This is a genomic window from Lacunimicrobium album, from assembly GCF_052161635.1.
Classification (GTDB): domain Bacteria; phylum Planctomycetota; class Planctomycetia; order Planctomycetales; family Planctomycetaceae; genus SXPC01.
The window spans coordinates 907,568-924,877 of the sequence record NZ_CP197413.1 but is presented as its reverse complement, the minus strand read 5'-3'; the positions used below and the strand labels follow the sequence as shown (position 1 = coordinate 924,877).

The following is a 17,310-nucleotide window of genomic DNA, read 5'->3' as shown; positions in this document are numbered from 1 at the left end:
TCGCGATAACGGATTTCAAAAGTAAATCTGGAAAGAACGCTCAAGAATGCTTCCACGTCATGCCGTTTCCGCTCGTCGTTCAGACGTGACGAGCACGATGTCTCAATCAACCATTTCTGCGGTCCTCTTTACGCTCATAATGGTGATCTGCTTGCCGGCCTCTGGTTGCCGTCCGCAGAACGCTTACTTTGAACCACCGCCACCTGAGGTTCCGGTTGCTTCGCCTCGTCTGGATGAAGTGACTGACTATATTTATCAAACGGGTACGACTCAGGCGTTCGAACGGGTCCAGCTTCGTTCACGCGTTTCCGGTTTCCTGGTCGAGCGTAAGTTCAATGACGGCGATGTCGTCACGAAGGGGCAAGTCCTCTTCGTCATTGACGAAGTTCCTTTCAAGGTCGCGCTGCGTCAGGCGAAAGCCCGACAAAAGGAAGCCGAGGCGGCTCTTCTTCAAGCCCGACAATCCAAGACACGCGAAACAACTCGCGCGAAGCTCCAGCTTTCGCAAGCGGATCTGAGCCTGGCCAAGACCTCGCTTGATCGTGCCCGCTCCCTCGTGGAACGCAGTGCAATCCCTCAGCAGGATCTTGATCGAACGGTTGCTGAGTACGATAAAGCAGTCGCTCAAGTTGATTCCGATCGCGCTGACGTGGAACAAATGGATGCTGATTACGAGACACGCATTCTCAGCCTGCAGGCGTCTTTGGATGCAGCCACGGAGAACGTCAAGGCTGCGGAACTGGAACTGAGCTACTGCCAGATTACATCGCCACTGGAAGGACGCGTCGATGCTCGCGTCTATGATGTCGGTAATTACATCATGGCTGACTCGAATCCACTCGCGACAGTTGTTCAGCTGAACCCGATCTACGTGAATATCACGCCAAGCTCTGCGGAACTTGTTCGCATGAGAGCCGGAGAGGTCAACTCGCCCGATTCCCCCATCAAGATGCAGATTGGCGTCGATGGTTCGAATGACTTCCCGTTCGAAGGGGTTGTCGATTACATCGCTCCGATTGTGGATGAAAGCACGGGAACTGTTCGCGTGCGTGGACTGTTCGAGAATACCAAAGAAAAGATCATGCCCGGCTTGCTCGTGCGTGTGCGGATTCCCGCTTCGATCATTAAAGATGCCGTTCTGGTTCCGGATCGCGCCATCGGTTTCGACCAGTCGGGTGGCTTCGTATATGTCATCGGAGCGGAGAACAAAGTCGAACGACGTCCCGTCACAACTGGCCCGATCCTGGGACACGAACGGGTCGTCAATGGCCCTGTCACTGTCAACGACAAAGTCGTCATCGACGGGTTGATTCGCGTTCGGCCTGGTCTGGTTGTCACTCCGAAAGAGGCTTCCCCAGTCGACAAAGAAACCGTTCCAGCGACTCCTGTCGTGACCAATATCGCGGAGTAAGTCGCTGACCGACTTCGCCATCAAGCGTCCTTTTCTGACCGTTCATTCCGTCCTTCATGCGGTTCAACGATATGCTTTCTCGCTTCTTTATTGATCGTCCGATTTTCGCGAACGTGATTGCGATCGTGACGATGCTCGTAGGAATTGTCTGCCTGGTCGGCCTGCCGATCGAGCAGTACCCAACGATCACTCCTCCCACCATTCAGGTGACCGCGAACTATCCGGGGGCCAACCCACAGGTCCTCTCCGATACCGTCGCCAGCCCCCTCGAACAGGCGATTAACGGGGTGGAAGACATGCTTTACATGTCATCCAACTGTTCAAGCAACGGAGCATACACGCTGCAGGTGACTTTCAATGTGGGCGTCGACCTGAATCAGGCGCAGGTTCTCGTGCAGAACCGAATCGCCAGCGCCCTGCCGAGCTTGCCACAAGAAGTTCAGCGACTCGGCGTGACAGCGAACAAGCAGTCGACCAACATCGTCATCGTGGTCGCATTGACCTCACCAGACAATACTTATGATGATCTCTTCCTGAGCAACTACGCCGATATTCAAGTCAAAGATACCCTTCGGCGACTTCCAGGCGTCGGTGAAGTTCAGATCTTCGGGGCAGGCAGCTACGGCATGCGGATCTGGCTGGATCCTCAGAAGCTGAAGGCTCGGAACCTGACAACCGAAGACGTCATCGCTGTCATCGGCGAGCAGAACATTCAGGTCGCCGCCGGTCAGGTTGGACAACGACCGACAGGTGATGCTCCCAACTTTCAGTACACGGTCAATACTCAAGGACGTCTTTCCGATCCTGAAGAGTTTGGCGAGATCATCGTAAAAACAGAGGGAACCGGTTCTGAGCAGCGACGAATCGTTCGTCTGAAAGACGTCGCCCGCGTCGAGCTTGGTGCCCGCTCGTACGATACCTGGACCGCGATCAAAGGCATTCCCGCAGCCGGGATCGCGATTTTCCAGCTGCCAGGCTCGAACTCGCTCGAAGTTGCACAAAGCGTGAAGGATGCCGTCGAAAAGATGAAGCCCAAGATTCCAGAGGGAATCGAAGCGTCCATTCCGTTCAACCCGACAATCTTCGTCGAAGAATCGATCAAAGAAGTTTATCGCACGCTGTTTGAAGCGGGCATTCTGGTTCTCATCGTCATCCTCCTGTTCCTGCAGGACTGGCGAGCCGTTCTCATTCCTGCGACGACGGTCCCTGTTACGATTATCGGTGCGTTTGCTGCCCTGGCTGCCATGGATTATTCGATCAACGTCCTGACGCTGTTTGGCCTGGTCCTCGCGATCGGGATTGTGGTCGACGATGCGATCGTGATCGTCGAGAACGCCGTTCACCATATTGACCGCGGCAAGCTGGAGCCACGCACGGCGACGATCAAAGCCATGTCCGAGGTGATTGGCCCGATCATCGGGATCACGCTTGTGTTGATGGCGGTGTTCCTGCCGACGATCTTCATGCAGGGAATCACCGGGCAGCTGTATCGACAGTTCGCGCTGACGATCGCTGCGACCGCCCTCATCAGTGCCATCAACGCGGTCTCGCTCAAACCGGCTCAATGTGCGGTTTATCTGCGCCCAACGCCTGAGAAGAAAAATTTCTTCTATCGCGGGTTCAACTATGTGTATGACAGTGTTGAGCATTTTTACTTCAACATGATCAAGCGAGTGATCAAGCATCCGATCATCATGTTGTTCTTCTTCACGCTGATCGCCGGTGCCGGGGTCTATGGTTACACGACACTTCCGACCTCGTTCATCCCGACGGAAGACCAGGGCTACGCGATCATGTTCGCTCAGCTGGACGACTCTGCCTCGCTGGAGCGGACGCATGAAGTAACCAAGAAGATCGACGAGATGCTCGGGAGTACCCCAGGTGTCGAGTCGTGGTTCATGATCGGCGGAATGTCGATGATGGACGGCGGCACGTCGTCGAACTCTGCGACCTGCTTTATTACCTTCAAGCCTTTCGAGGAACGAGCCGGTCACCCTGAGCAGTCGATGGAAGCGATTGTCGGGAGTGTCTGGGCGCGAGCCGGGATGATTCCGGAAGCGTTGATCATGGCGTTCCCGCCGCCTGCGATTCAGGGACTGGGAACAACGGGTGGCTTCGAATTCCGCCTGCAAGACCGTGGAAATGCAGGAGCCTGGGAACTTCAGCAAGTCGCAGATGAAATGGTCCGTGATGGCAATACCCAATCGGGACTGGCGGGACTTCAGACATCCTTCCGAGCAGCGACTCCGCAGTTGTATGTCGATATCGATCGCGCCAAGGTGAAGAGCCTCAACATCCCGCTGTCGTCAGTCTTCAACACGCTGCAGGCGACTTTGGGGTCTGCGTACATCAACGACTTCAACAAATTCGGACGTACGTGGCAGGTTCACATTCAGGCCGACCAGCAGTTCCGCAAGAATATCGACGACATCCGACGTCTCGAAGTTCGAAACGAATTCGGCGATATGGTGCCCTTCACAGCATTTTCAACTGTGAAAATGAGTACCGGACCGCGTCTGATTACGCGCTACAACCTCTATCCTTCCGTTACGATCAATGGTGAAGCCAAAGCAGGCACCAGTTCCGGGGAAGCGATTGCTTTGATGGAGCAAATGGCTGACCGCAAGCTACCCAACTCCATGGGCTATGAGTGGAGCGGAATGTCGTTCCAGGAGAAGAGCGTCGGCGGACAGTCGATCTATGTCTTCGGCATGGCGACCCTGATGGTCTTCCTGGTCCTCGCGGCTCAGTACGAAAGCTGGTTCCTGCCAGCGGCTGTCATTCTGATCGTGCCACTCGCGCTGGTTGGAACCGTTCTGGCGGTCATGTATCGCGGGATGGACAACAACGTCTATACACAGATCGGGATCGTTCTGATCATCGCGCTGGCGAGTAAGAACGCGATTCTGATCGTCGAGTTCGCACGTGAACTTCGCAATCATGGTAAGAGCATCACCGAAGCCGCAGCCGAAGCCGCACGTCTTCGCTTCCGTCCGATTCTGATGACCTCATTTGCGTTCATCCTCGGGATCGTCCCGCTGTTGATCGCGACCGGTGCCGGGGCCGTCAGTCGACGTTCGCTGGGGACAGCCGTCTTTGGCGGCATGGTCGCCGCGACGCTTTTTGGTGTCATCTTTGTGCCGGTTTTCTACGTGATTATGCAGTCGATTTCTGAGCGATTGAAATCGCGTAAAAAGACAGTCGCAAGCCACTCGGACGAAACCGATGCCCTGCATCACAACGATCCCGTTGACCACACACCGGCAGTCGCTGTTCCATCAGGTCATCACTAATGATTCCTGAATCCTCAGCTAATTCACGAAAATATCCACGTTTCTTGATTTACCGAGGTGTGTTAATATTTCGAAAAATGAGCCACTTACTTCTTCTCAAGAAGCAGTCCCCTGCCCTTATTGAATGATTCCAGCTGACTGCACCAGTCAGACAGCTGAGAATTCGGTGATCGATGAAAACCAAGGCCACGCCCCGTAAACGACAACCAGAAGAGACAAGGCGGCATCTGCTCGATGTCGTTGGTGATCTCATTCTTGAAAAGGGGCTTGCAGCCGTCACTCTGGATGCTGTCGCGGATGCCGCAGGGGTTAGCAAGGGTGGCCTGCTGCATCACTTCCCCAGTAAAAAGGCGCTTCTGGAAGAGTTCGTCGAAGATGGGACCAACTCGTTCCAGGAATCGATTCAGAACATCATCGCAAGCGATCCCGATGAAACTGGTCGCAGCACCCGCGCTGAACTGCGTTCGATTGCAAATACGAAAGATACTCGTTGCACCCGTATGTGGATCGCGCTCCTTGCATCCAGTCACGAGAATGGCGACTTTCACAAACGCCTTCGGGAACATTTCTTTCGTATTATGAGCGACGATGCACAGGGAGATGACGTCAACGTCATGCTCGCCATCGTGTACCTGGCAGCCGACGGCCTCGCGGTTGCAAATCTGGCGGGTGCATTCCAGGACGCCCCAGAACTAAGGGAAAAAATCGTCAGCACTCTCGAAGCAATCACTCGCAATCCCTGCTGCAAACAAATCTCGCTCATCCCGACCGAAAAATAACAAATTCGCTGCTGGCTGCTCGCCTCGGACTGATCGAACCGCCTGCCAACACAGTCACGTCCTGGCCAAGAATGGATGACGCGAGCATCCGACAAAAGCCTGCACCGCAAATGACTGCATTCCAGCCGTCGCCCAGAGATGTTCTCCGCCGCTTCCCGACACGAATCACCCCGCAAAACCGATCACCAACCGCTGCCAAAACAAGAGCAACGACACAGCCAGTCACTCCCAGCCACAACCAACAAAAGCGGAGAGGGGGGGATTCGAATCCCTTCTGGAAAATGCCCTAAGTGACGACAGCACTTCATTTAAGAGTGAGGAGAATACTCGTAGCGATGCACACGCGCTGCAGGTCGGTGACGTTAAGTGTCATTGCCAGACAGCAACAGACGCGGTCCTTATCCGACTGATCGATTCTTGGCCTTACCTCTCAGAGCCAATCAAGCTGGCGATCCTTGCGATGATTGAAGCGAGCAATCATTCTCGGCTTCAATGACAACAATCAATAAGATTGTGTGAATCCTCGAACTATTGAAAGATTCCCATTGCACATAAGACCAGATCAGGGTTTACTGACGAGGAACTATTTGTGCAGGGGAGAAGATTGGGACAGCCATCTCGTAAATCGCGAACGAAGAGAAATCCAAAGAAGACCCTCAGCCCGCAGGCGCTGGTCTTCTTTGGATTGTTGATCCTTTTTGCGGTAGTTGCAGCCTACTCGTCGTTTGAAAACTCGAACGATGAGACAGTCACCTCAGTTTCTTCTCCTGTGCCGACAGCAACTTCGCCGCCTCCAGTTCACTCATTGCCGACAGCGTTGCCCGAAGACTTTCGTTCCGAAACGCCCGCCGTGAAGCCTTCCACAACATCAGGAGGCTCTGAGAACAGCCAGTTATCTCTCAAGACCGCTCCGCTACAATCTGCTCAGGACGATGAAGATCCAACCGGCACCAAGAATCTAATGGCTTTGGTCACTCCAGGTCAGAAAGACCTAGCCAAACAGAAACAAGTTCCCCAAAAATCTCGTCAGTTGACGGCAAGGGACGGAGCTGGTTCCACGCTCTCCTCCGATCTGGAATGCTCTTTACAAAACTGCGATCTCTCCGTGGTCAAAGATGGCCATTTTGCCGTGGAATTGGCTACCGGTCGGCAAAACACAGGCTTTTTCGCCTTTCGACTGCGCCATGCTCAGCAAAAGCCTGTTCAAATCGACTTGAAGGGAGCGCCTGCCAAATGGGGCACACTCAATCCTCTCCTGTGTGCTGACGAACAAGCGTTTCTCGATGACACAATTCGCCTCAGCGCCAGCAAACGGACCAAGACATTGCCCACCAAGAATGGTCCTCTGGTCCCTGATACGACTGATGAACCCTGGCAGTTCCTGACAGACGTTTCCTATGCGGAGAATACTCTGACGATTCACTGTCTTCCCAAAGACGACGATGTCATCGTGGCCATGCGTCCGATCTTCTCACCGAGCTACTTGTCAGCTTACCTGAAAAGACTGAGCGAACTTGAACAGGTCATCCTTCATGACATTGGCCGGTCGCCCAAAAATCAGCCTCTGCAGGTGATCGAAATTAGCGATCGTTCAACGCCGTATTATCATCAGAAACCGACCCTACTGATTTACGCTCGTGAACACGGAGACGAACACGACGGCAGCTGGCTGACCCAGGGAGCCATTGAGTATTTTCTGGATGAAAATGACTCGGAAGCAACACGCCTTCTACGTCAAGTTAATGTTCTCGTTATCCCAATTCTTGACCCTGATGGCGCCGCCTCGTCTTCGTATCACCGAATTGTCGACTCTTTCCACCCTGATAAACCATCGCCCGAATCTCTGTCCTACACGGCATTCCTGACGAACTGGTACAACGCGGGCGGGCGGATTGATGTTGCGATCAATCTTCACAATGTCGAGTCTGCCGAGGCTCCACACCTGTCTTGCGGATCTGTTCCGAAAAAAGAGCCTGATCGAACCTGGGCGGAACTGCTTCATGTTTACATAGGCTCGCGCATGAATTCGACCGGAGCCAATATTCAACGTCGCACCTGGGGCCCGGACAATCACTATTACCGCCTTGGAGGCTGGCTTGAGTACCGCTATGGCACTCTCCGCATCCTTTACGAAGCAAATTCACAGGCCAAGGATCGCCACTTGAATCTCGAACAACTTCGCTGGATGGGAGCGACGATGGCAAAGTCGGCGGCACAATTCCTGACCTCTCGAGAGTCGTCTGTTCTTCGCGAGCGAGTCGAACGCATGCAGCGGGATCGCTTTCGAAAAATGCTGTTTTACGTTCGTGACATGAACTGGCAGCGAATCTTCCCTGATGCCTTCCGAGCAGAATTCGTCGTCCGTGGCTGGACTCCCCCAGAACAGTTGGTTGACGACAACCGATACGAGCCTTTCGTAGAGCGCCTGAAGAATTATCCCCAGTTCCGATAACCCAACTCCGTTACCACTGACACATGGACATGCCGATGCCAGGAGCCAGTTTGAGATCTCATTGGGTAATAGCAGCGACCACATCGCTGGTCATCGCGACGGCGGGACTCGCCTTCGTGTTGCAGTCGGCGTTTGTCTCAACAGACTCCCCAGAGCCTATTTCGTCTGTCGCGATGACTCCTCGGCCTGATCCCATCAGTACCCCCTCAGCCACCAAGGGACCAGATCCTGAGTGCGAAGACGCGAATGGCAATCCCATCGAGGCCCCTTGCGCAGAGAGCGACGAATATGGCCCCTGTGGCATGACTTGCAACGGTGTGACCATCTGCAACAGCCAATGCCCTGGAACCACGAGCAGTTGCGCAGACTGCTTGGGACAAGGTGGAGCGAAATACTGTCCCGCCTGCGACTCCGATGGGGATGGCATCAATGAGGCTTGTCTGACGTGCGACACGGATAATGACGGGTTCGCCGACAGTTGTTACATTGCCGATTCGGATGGCGACGGCATCAATGATCTGTGTCGAGTTGTGTGCGACACCAACAACGATGGTGTCCTCGACTCTGACTACCTCTGCGACAGTGACTACGACGGCGTTCTCGATGCCTGCTATCTTTGCGACGGCAATGACGACGGAATTTTAGACACCTGTAGTCGCGTCTTCGACTCCGATGGCGATGGTAAGCTCGATACCTGCTTCATGTGCGATTCCAACGGCAACGGCCACAACGACGTCGGCTATTCCTGCGACACCAACGGCGACGGCGTGGGAGATACCTGTCACTCCTGCGACTCAGACGGCAATGGCACCATGGATGCCTGCAAACTCTGCGACTCCAATGGCGATGGCGGCCTGGATAGCTGTTACCTCTGCGACACCAACGGCGACGGGATGCTCGACAGCTGCTACGTCTGCGACACCAATGACGACGGCATCGCAGATTCCTGCGGTTACACCTACGACTCGGATGGCAACGGTTCGCTCGACTCTTGCTGGGTCTGCAATCTTAACAACAATGGCTCCAACGAGTCTGGTTACCAATGCGACAGCGACGGCGATGGCAAGCTCGACAGTTGCTGGCTGTGTGACACCAATGATGACGGAATCATGGACAGCTGCTATCGGTGCGACACGAGTGATGATGGAATCGCAGATACGTGCTCTTTCACAACTGACGCCAATGGAGACGGCACCAACGACAGTTGCTTTGTATGTGATCACAACCTCAATGGCCACAAAGACTCAGATTTTGTTTGTGATTATGATGGAAATGGCATCAGTGAAGCCTGTTTCGCGTGCGATTTGGATGGCAACGGCATGCCGGATTCTTGTTACGTCTGCGACACGAATGGTGACGAAATCCCCGATTCCTGCTACTTGTGTGACACCGATGGGGATGGCATGAATGACAGTTGCTACTTGTGTGACGGCAATGATGATGGGGTGCTAGATACTTGTCATCTTTGCGACTCAGATAATGATGGATCGAATGATAGCTGCTATGTCTGTGATTCCGACAACGATGGATACGAGGACACTTGCAATTGGTTAAGTGACAGCGATAACGATTCCATAAATGATTCCTGCTATACTTGTGACAATGATATGAATGGCTTTCCGGATGCAAACTTTTCATGCGATAAAAATAGCGATGGAGTTTTGGATTCGTGTATGTTGTGCGACCTTGATAATGATGGCATTAATGACACCTGCTACATTTGCGATACCAATGGTGACGGAATACCAGATTCATGTCAGTACAGGTGCGATTCGGATTTCGACGGTGTCTTAGATTCCTGCTTTCTTTGTGATGAAGATGAAGACGGAATTAATGACCGTTGCTATACGTGTGCGACAGAGTATAACGGAATCTACGATACCTGTTTCAGTTGCAACCAAGGCACTCCAACATTAAATCGCTGGATGAAGTGCCGCTTTTGCGACGATAATCGAGATGGTTTGTACGATACTTGTCCACCTTGTCCTGGCACGAGGCCTGGAGCATTTCACTGTTACACATGTGACACAAACTCCGATGGTATTTATGACAGCTGTTATCAGTTTGACTCAAATGAGGATGGAGTCAATGATAGATGTGATTGCACAGCGGGTGATGAGTGGCGAGATGAATTTATTAGCAACGTTACAACTACATTTGACTTGTCTGCTTTAAGCTCTGCGCTAAGTACACTTGGGCTACCAATTCCGCCAATGACAGCTTCGATCTCACCGGATCGCAGAGTGAAAGATTGTTGCTCTGGGCTAAGCCTGATAGAAGACGGCCGCAAACGCGAAGGAGGTGCCGTAACACTCGAAAAGACTCCTGGAACTACTATTCTACCAATACGAATTCCTGGAATAGCACCAAGTTCTTCTCTTGTGGTTTCATTCACTACTTTGGGCCAAAAGTTCCACATCAGAATGAGATTTGGACTCTACGCCGAGTTTAACCAAGCCTCGGTATCTGGTAAGTTTGGGCAGGAGACCAGTCAATGTTGCCCCTCCCTAAACTGCAACTACCAGGAATTGGAGGCGAACTGTGGCCTAAGCATAAGCGCTACAATTGCCTCAAAAGCGTGCTACGAAGGCCTTCTTTCCCCGTCTCGAAGTTGCACAGCCTTCGATATAACTCCCGTCTCGGTCTCGACGTCGGTGGGAGGAACAATGAACTGGAACTCACCAAACTGTGGATGTGGACAGGATATTGATATCAAAATCGGAAGCGGAGCAGTAACTGCATCCGTAGAAGTCGAAGTCATCTCCAAGGTTATTAGCTATGAATTCACGATAGCTTCTTGGGATGGCTTTACCCTGCTTTCTAAAGATGATCCTTGTGGAGCAACTACATGCGATTAGCATTTTCGCCATTTACGAAATACTTCTTAGCTACATTGTGGTTCGGAGCCTGCGTGCAAGGTTGCGGGGTAAGCACCACCAATTCACCCGAGGCCTTTCCTGAGCACTCTGCCAGCAATCGCTCTTCGGGTACATTAGCAAAGGACGATCAACAGGCAATCCCTAAGGAATATCAGGAGGCTGCTTATTGGCTGCCAGTTGAAAACTGCATCAAGACAGTTCCCTCACCATTTGCCTTAAAGATTCTGGAAAACGCTGATGACCGTTCATTAGTATTCGACTCTGGATCTGATAAAACAAATACCGTCTTATCTCAGATCTTACTCGCGGCAGCTCGAAATGACGAAAAAGGATTTAATTCACATAATCTCGAAGGAAAAGATCAGCTTTTTCCCATTCTCTCAGAGCTATTTCGAGGTAAGTCAAAGGCGACTATCCTTCATTCGTTTATCGTGAATCAATGGACCCTTTATTTTATCTCTACAGATCATGTCAATTTTCCTTATTTCCCAGTGCTATTGATCAAACTTCAAGATGGCCAATCAAAGCGGGATCTCGCATCAGAAAGCAGTACCGTTATTGAATGCCTGAAAGGCATTTTCTACTGCTTGTACCACAGCGAGTCAGATCTTCGCGTTCGTAATCCCAATGGATTCGAGTGGAAGAAAGCAACAGTCAGAGAATCTGATGAAAAATTCTTCGATACGACAGTTGGCTTTAATCCCGAATCGGTAGATAGAAATGAAAAACTTTTCTCTGAGGAATCGAAAGACGGCCTAGGGACACTGAACGAGCTTCTCGCCGCAGCGAGAGAAGAAGACGTTGATAAATACCTGACACTCCTGTCGAGCAAAACTCGTGAATTAATTATATCTGAAGAAAGCAGGGACTATTCCGCGATGAAGCAGGAAATGCAATAATTCTTCTCGATAAAGCGATCTATAGCTAGTATATTGCGCAGCTCTGAAACGGTTGTTATAATTGCTAATGCCAGTGACAGCAACCGAAAGTGGACTGAATACTTTGTGCTCGTGAGTGAACACGGCAACTGGCGAGTTTGCGCCTTAAATACTGTTGATGCTTTCAGCATATTGTTCACCACTGACGCTTTTCAAGATATGCTACTTGAGGCAGGACTGCTATAGACAATGAGATGTATTCGTGAATCTGACTCGCTTTCATTTTCAGCAAACACCAATACGATAAGACTGTCGGTCCGACTAAGAACTGCAATATGCCTAATTGCAATCATAATCAGCGCAATACTTTGTCTTATTGTTTTGGAAACGTTCGGAATGCTTATCACGAAACACTTGCCTGTAAATTGGGATCAGCGTCATGGAATTGCTCCTTTGTGCGTTAATGTTGTAATCTTGTGCGTGTTGATATCAATGCTGGAGCGTTCCGTTCTTGAGATCGATTTCGTTAACAAACGCGCTAGGTTTAAATATATTGTTTTGTTTTTCGCGTCGGTTTATGAGTTCGAGCTTGATGATTTTGTTGAACTGCGGTTTGAATCGTTCTCGAGAAAAGTTTTGTCTGTATCCCATCGACCAATGATGTTTTCGAGGTTACTTTTAATCAAGCGCGATGGCTCCCTTCCCTTCACGATCTGGTATTACTCTCAGACTAAAGAGAAGGCGGCCAGCGATCGCGAACTAATCAAGGAATTCCAAACAGTTCTTCTGACTCATTTAGCCATGTAGCATTCAGTATTGCGAGTTATAATATGATTAAATGGACCACCTTTTGCTCGGTTTTTTCTTTCTTTGCTGGAGCACTATTCTACGGACTCCTTTCACCGCTAATTTCTCTTGCTTTTAATTCAATGTGGACGAGTTCCCCATCTTCTAATCACCATCCGATATTACTGCCGGATGCATCGAGTGTTGAATCATCCGAGGGTATATCGCCAACAAAGGTAGTTGTTCCGCATGGGTCGCTCCATGTTGCGAGCATGACACACAACTTCGGACAGGCTCTCCGCGGAAGCACGGTTCCGGTAACATTTCAGCTAGTCAATCACGGCCAAGGCCCGCTCACCATCACCGCCATCAAAGCCGCCTGCGGCTGTACCGCCACGCAACTCAAAGACAAAGTCATCCCTTCTGGCGAATCGCGTCCATTGGATGTGAAGTTGAACCTGTCATTGCAGAAGGGCCCTCAGAACAAGGAAATCGCCGTCCATTCTGACGATCCCGAGCATCCTGTACTGATCCTCCACATGATTGGCGAAAGTGTCTCGTTGGTCGATGTCTCTCCCGAGCGTGCCGTCATTGGGCCAATAAACGGTGATGAGGGATCGAAAACACTGACGGTCGCTGGGCTCAAAGACCTTACATTCAACGTCCTCAGCACCCGTACTAGCGATGAATGGGTCTCCGTCGACATCAAACCAGTTGAAGAAGGCAAAAAGTACGAAGCTGTTATCACCGTGAAAGCCAAGCCCGACCGCAGCTACTACCGCGGCTGGGTCCATCTCAAGACCGACCAAAAAGGCGAGTACAACACTATTGGCATCGCCGTCGAAGCCAAGTTTGCTCCGCTCAACCCTGTAATTCCTGTCATACCAGTGGCTCCACAGCCTCAAGAATCTGTATCGGCTTCCTCCTGAACTGTCCGGCTACTTGTGGACAATACCTATCTCTCCCTGCTGCCTGTCGTCGGAGCCGTCATCCTCGGCCTTCACCTGAGTTGTGGCCGGGGATGATGAGCGCAGATGACAGGCAGCTGCTTTTAGCCTGTTGGAGGAGTTTGATTCTGAGGTCCCTGGTTATTGTGTTAGGGATCGCAGTGGTGATCAGCTGGCTTTTGTAGCTGATCGTAGCGGAGAGCCCGGCCCGTCAGGGTAACGCCCAAATCTGCGTGAAAGAATATTGACAAAACCGTCTCCATGCCGGTAGCGCACCGGCACGAAAACGGTATCTATGGAGGACGAATGAGCCCAAAAAAGAAAACAGCAGCAGTCCAGCAAACTCAGGCATCCAATAAAGTACGTGTGGAACTTCGACTAGATCCTGATGTATTCGATCAAGTCAAGGAAAAAGCGGATCTAGCCGGTATTACTGTCAATCAATTGATCGGAGGTCTGACCCAGTGGGGTGCACGTCACCTACAGGTCGGCGAACCAAACAAAAGAGAGAATGGCTACATATACGGCACCCGAATGCAGGAAGGATGCCTTTGGGCCGGTGAACTCGGGACGAATGTCCTTTATTCAAAAGAAACAATTGAGGAAATGAGAGAACTTGGAGCTGATTGCGACCCGGGAGATACTTACGAAGATGACAAAAGACCGGGAAAAGTATTCTGTTTCCTAGATTTCACCGAACGACGTGTTGTCCGAGAGGACGACTAGCAGAAGAAAAACCCCGATCACTCTTCCGTCGCCAAACAGGGAGTGATCAGGGCTTGTGTTGTGTAACTGATTTTTCAACCAGCCACGAAGAGAGGGCATTGCGCTCTCTTTGTCGGCGCATCGAAGAATGGAATCTTGATGACTGACGACATTTTTGATTTTAGCAATCCGCCCGGGGCTACGGAAGCCCAAGGCATCGACGCGAGTCACGCACCCCGAGCGACCAGCGAGGGGGCGGAACGGAGCGGCGATGCCTTGAACACCGCACTGTCTACAACGTGCGGTGTTCAAATTACAGAAGTGGAGAGTCAGACCTGTTCCGTTGAGGAGGAAATGAAACTCCTTTTAGTCGGAGAAGATTCGATGGATATCGGCTACTACGTCGATTTCCATGAACGGTCCTGGGCAGAAGTGAAAACCGCCATGACCACCGAAAAAGTCCTCGCCAGAAAAACCGAAGGCATTCGCAGCAAATATGGTCCCTATCTAGTCCTTCCTGCTGGTCGCAAAGGATATCCGTGGCATATTCAGTCCCCCGGCTATCACGTCTACTTCCAGGAGACTCGGATACCGAATTCACCAGCCCCCAATGTGCTGGTCTGCGTCAACTCTGAATACCTCTGGCATCATTCCTATGAAGAGCTCGATGCCGAACTGACATCGGTGATCGAAAACTTTGATGGTGTCATTCTCAAGCAGAAAATCAGTCGTGTGGATTTGGCTGCTGATTTCCTGATTCCTGGTGGCCTCAAGCTGGAAGACCTCCAGCACCACTGTGTTCCCAATGATCTAAGCAACTCCAGCCATGGGAAAGGGATGACTTTGGAGACGTTTTATCACGGCGCCAAAGGAAGTCCCGTGATGATTCGGATCTACAACAAATCCAAAGAAATTGCCAGAACGGGGATTAAGACATGGTTCTGCGATCTATGGAAGGGGGCATCTCATGGAAACTCCTGATGATGTCTGGCGCGTCGAAGCTCAGCTTCGTCGCCCTTTTCTCAAACAGAACAAAATTGAGACGTTGGCTGACTTCCAACAGCGTCGAGCAGATATCTGGGCCTACCTGACGGAACGCTTTTTGACGTTTCGTGAGTGCGACGACAGCAACACGACCCGTCGCAGCATTCAGCCTTGGTGGCAGAAGGTGCAAAACGCTGTGAAAGGTGGCAATGCCCGCGCCATCACACGCCGCAATCCCAAAACCAAACCAGAAATCAAAAAGCTGTTGGCTATGTTCCTCGGCTTCCTGACCAGCATTGCCGCACGCCTGCAGATCAGCGATCCCTGGGAACTTTGGAACGTCTTGTGGGACTATGTGGAACAGTATCTCAATAGCCAGAAGTTTCGTGAGAAGTACGACCAGAAGTCGATCCAGTTGGGATTTGATCCGTATCAAAAACCTGAAGAAGAAGGGAGGGCGGCGTGACCTCTGAGCCCAATGTCCAACTCCTGAGTGTCTCAGGTGTCGCCAAACTTCTCACGATCTCTCCCCGCACCGTCTGGCGAATGGTGAGTAAGGGGGAATTCACCAAACCGTTTCACATCCGCAAATGTGCCCGCTGGAAACTCTCTGATGTCCTCACTTGGCTGTCCAAAAACTCAGCCTGCTTTTTATAAGAAAGTTCTCTCCTCATGGCTTCGATCTTCAAGAAACAAAAGCACCTCAAAGGCGCTGTCTACTTCATCCAATACACCGATGAAAGCAGCAAACGAAAAACCGTCAAAGGGTTTTCCGACAAGAGCCTGACCGAGCAGTTGGCCGCGAAGCTCGAACTGGAGGCGAGAATGAAGAAAACGGGGATGGTCGATCCCGAGATCGACCACTTCCGTTCTCAAAAATTACTGCCCATCGAACAACACCAAAAGGCGTTCGCCAAGAATATCGAGGACCGCACCGCCAAATACCAGTCCCACACCAAAGGCCGCATTCAGGCCATCGTCGATGGCTGCCAGATGAAAACCCTGGCGGATCTCACCCTCGAACGCGTGCAAACCTTTTTACGAGACCACGCCAAAGCTAAGAAGCGAACCAATCGCACGTATAACCATTACGTCCAAGCCATCGATGCCTTCTGCAACTGGGGCATGAAAACCAGACGCCTCCCATCGAATCCCTTAGCCGGTCTGGAACGACGCAACAATCAAATCGGCATCAAGCACAAACGCCGAGCCCTCAAGCCCGATGAGATTCAAAAACTGGTTCAGACAGCACAAGGCAGCCTAGTTTCTATTGAAGGGTTCACTGGTCCCGTGCGGGCCAGAATCTATCTTCTGTCGTACATGACCGGCCTCCGCAAGAGTGAATTGGCCAGCCTGCCGCCCGAGTCGTTCGATTTGCACTCACGCATGCCGACCGTCACTGTGGAAGCTCATGCGTCCAAACATCGCAAGAAAGATGTCCTGCCTCTTCACCACAATCTGGTTCCTCAGATTCGAGAATGGGTTGACGACTTGAAACCCACTCAAAAACTCTTCCCCAAGCTCGCCACCCGCCACACCTACCGCATGGTACAAAAAGATCTCGAAGCCGCGGGCATTCCTTACCGGACCTCGGAAGGCTGTGCCGACTTCCACGCGGCTGGCCGACACACCTACATTACGGAATTGCTGAGAAACGGCGTGAGCCTTCCCGAGACAAGAGAACAGGCCCGCCATAGCGACATCAACATGACGATGCGTTATACCCACATCTGTTTGGAGGATCAATCCAAAGCGATTCAGTCATTACCCGCGCTGCAAATGCGCTGCATTCCGTCGGACGTTCAGGGACATTCCATGCCACAGCCGGGCACGGAAGAAACAGCAGAAATCGACGTAACCTACTGTACCAAGGGACGTAATGACACAACCTGTCATCATACGTCACACTACTCAAAAGCGGAGAGGGGGGGATTCGAACCCCCGGTCCCTTGCGAGACACAGCATTTCCAGTGCTGCACAATCGGCCGCTCTGCCACCTCTCCGGATCGACGAATCACTGCAGGAACGCCGTGATTCGTCGCAAGTCGTTCAGGATAGCGAATCCCGCAAAACTGGCAACGGTGCCACTCGTTCTTTTTCGACACCTGGTCGACGTAACTCGTTCAGCCGTCTTGCGGAAATTCTTCGTTACACTGCGGATAACCCGCGCAAATTGCGTAAGCCGGTTGCAAGGCC

14 protein-coding genes, 1 tRNA gene and 1 pseudogene are annotated in these 17,310 nt (G+C 51.7%); 13 read left to right on the top strand and 3 right to left on the bottom strand.

Features of this window, described 5'->3' with window-relative positions:
* The first annotated feature begins 46 nt into the window (after window positions 1–46).
* The 12 genes from SH248x_RS03620 (at window position 47) to SH248x_RS03565 (ending at window position 15,771) form a co-directional block, all read left to right on the top strand.
* On the top strand, window positions 47–1,411 hold the full coding sequence (locus SH248x_RS03620) for an efflux RND transporter periplasmic adaptor subunit (RefSeq protein WP_459557157.1): 1,365 nt from the start codon (window positions 47–49) through the stop codon (window positions 1,409–1,411).
* Between the two features lie 71 nt (window positions 1,412–1,482).
* Entirely contained in the window at window positions 1,483–4,704 is a 3,222-nt protein-coding gene (locus tag SH248x_RS03615) for an efflux RND transporter permease subunit (protein ID WP_459557156.1), read from the top strand.
* Between the two features lie 173 nt (window positions 4,705–4,877).
* The gene (locus tag SH248x_RS03610; protein ID WP_459557155.1) at window positions 4,878–5,483 is read left to right on the top strand and encodes a TetR/AcrR family transcriptional regulator; all 606 of its coding nucleotides are present in this window, start codon (window positions 4,878–4,880) and stop codon (window positions 5,481–5,483) included.
* A 604-nt stretch (window positions 5,484–6,087) separates the two neighbouring features.
* Entirely contained in the window at window positions 6,088–7,935 is a 1,848-nt protein-coding gene (locus tag SH248x_RS03605) for a M14 family zinc carboxypeptidase (RefSeq protein ID WP_459557154.1), read from the top strand.
* 35 nt (window positions 7,936–7,970) lie between these two features.
* Entirely contained in the window at window positions 7,971–10,793 is a 2,823-nt protein-coding gene (locus SH248x_RS03600) for a hypothetical protein (RefSeq protein WP_459557153.1), read from the top strand.
* A complete protein-coding gene (locus SH248x_RS03595) occupies window positions 10,784–11,713 on the top strand; it encodes a hypothetical protein (RefSeq protein ID WP_459557152.1) in 930 nt (309 codons plus the stop codon). Before SH248x_RS03600 ends, SH248x_RS03595 begins: the two co-directional genes overlap by 10 nt.
* A 375-nt stretch (window positions 11,714–12,088) precedes the next feature.
* A complete protein-coding gene (locus SH248x_RS03590) occupies window positions 12,089–12,499 on the top strand; it encodes a hypothetical protein (protein ID WP_459557151.1) in 411 nt (136 codons plus the stop codon).
* Between the two features lie 23 nt (window positions 12,500–12,522).
* On the top strand, window positions 12,523–13,407 hold the full coding sequence (locus SH248x_RS03585; protein WP_459557150.1) for a DUF1573 domain-containing protein: 885 nt from the start codon (window positions 12,523–12,525) through the stop codon (window positions 13,405–13,407).
* 324 nt (window positions 13,408–13,731) lie between these two features.
* Entirely contained in the window at window positions 13,732–14,151 is a 420-nt protein-coding gene (locus SH248x_RS03580) for a hypothetical protein (protein ID WP_459557149.1), read from the top strand.
* Between the two features lie 333 nt (window positions 14,152–14,484).
* Window positions 14,485–15,111: a hypothetical protein gene (locus SH248x_RS03575; protein ID WP_459557148.1), complete on the top strand. Its 627-nt coding sequence runs from the start codon at window positions 14,485–14,487 to the stop codon at window positions 15,109–15,111.
* Window positions 15,098–15,580 carry a hypothetical protein gene (locus tag SH248x_RS03570; protein ID WP_459557147.1) on the top strand — a complete coding sequence of 161 codons (483 nt, stop codon included), beginning with the start codon at window positions 15,098–15,100 and terminating at the stop codon, window positions 15,578–15,580. The genes SH248x_RS03575 and SH248x_RS03570 overlap by 14 nt, the downstream gene beginning before the upstream one ends.
* Window positions 15,577–15,771 (top strand): helix-turn-helix transcriptional regulator, encoded by a 195-nt coding sequence (locus SH248x_RS03565; protein WP_459557146.1) that lies wholly within the window; start codon window positions 15,577–15,579, stop codon window positions 15,769–15,771. The genes SH248x_RS03570 and SH248x_RS03565 overlap by 4 nt, the downstream gene beginning before the upstream one ends.
* Here the strand turns inward: SH248x_RS03565 and SH248x_RS03560 are convergent.
* A complete protein-coding gene (locus tag SH248x_RS03560) occupies window positions 15,766–15,978 on the bottom strand; it encodes a hypothetical protein (RefSeq protein WP_459557145.1) in 213 nt (70 codons plus the stop codon). The genes SH248x_RS03565 and SH248x_RS03560 overlap by 6 nt on opposite strands.
* Before the next feature lie 15 nt (window positions 15,979–15,993).
* Window positions 15,994–16,146, bottom strand: coding sequence for a hypothetical protein (locus SH248x_RS03555; RefSeq protein ID WP_459557144.1), 153 nt, complete (start codon window positions 16,144–16,146; stop codon window positions 15,994–15,996).
* Between SH248x_RS03555 and SH248x_RS03550 the strand changes: the two are divergent.
* Window positions 16,108–16,785 (top strand): annotated as a pseudogene (locus SH248x_RS03550) (tyrosine-type recombinase/integrase); the annotation flags it as partial. The gene SH248x_RS03555 and the pseudogene SH248x_RS03550 sit on opposite strands and share 39 nt — an antisense overlap.
* A gap of 247 nt (window positions 16,786–17,032) precedes the next feature.
* On the opposite strand, the gene SH248x_RS03545 reads toward SH248x_RS03550, so the two are convergent.
* Window positions 17,033–17,117: transfer RNA gene (locus tag SH248x_RS03545), tRNA-Ser, on the bottom strand.
* Window positions 17,118–17,310: the final 193 nt, after the last annotated feature.

What these genes read in the sequence shown, in the direction of transcription:
- SH248x_RS03620 (WP_459557157.1), top strand. Translation starts at nt 47, where the DNA reads ATGCTTCCACGTCATGCCGTTTCCGCTCGTCGTTCAGACGTGACGAGC.
- SH248x_RS03615 (WP_459557156.1), top strand. Translation starts at nt 1,483, where the DNA reads ATGCTTTCTCGCTTCTTTATTGATCGTCCGATTTTCGCGAACGTGATT.
- SH248x_RS03610 (WP_459557155.1), top strand. Translation starts at nt 4,878, where the DNA reads ATGAAAACCAAGGCCACGCCCCGTAAACGACAACCAGAAGAGACAAGG.
- SH248x_RS03600 (WP_459557153.1), top strand. Translation starts at nt 7,971, where the DNA reads ATGCCAGGAGCCAGTTTGAGATCTCATTGGGTAATAGCAGCGACCACA.
- SH248x_RS03595 (WP_459557152.1), top strand. Translation starts at nt 10,784, where the DNA reads ATGCGATTAGCATTTTCGCCATTTACGAAATACTTCTTAGCTACATTG.
- SH248x_RS03590 (WP_459557151.1), top strand. Translation starts at nt 12,089, where the DNA reads ATGCTTATCACGAAACACTTGCCTGTAAATTGGGATCAGCGTCATGGA.
- SH248x_RS03585 (WP_459557150.1), top strand. Translation starts at nt 12,523, where the DNA reads ATGATTAAATGGACCACCTTTTGCTCGGTTTTTTCTTTCTTTGCTGGA.
- SH248x_RS03580 (WP_459557149.1), top strand. Translation starts at nt 13,732, where the DNA reads ATGAGCCCAAAAAAGAAAACAGCAGCAGTCCAGCAAACTCAGGCATCC.
- SH248x_RS03575 (WP_459557148.1), top strand. Translation starts at nt 14,485, where the DNA reads ATGAAACTCCTTTTAGTCGGAGAAGATTCGATGGATATCGGCTACTAC.
- SH248x_RS03570 (WP_459557147.1), top strand. Translation starts at nt 15,098, where the DNA reads ATGGAAACTCCTGATGATGTCTGGCGCGTCGAAGCTCAGCTTCGTCGC.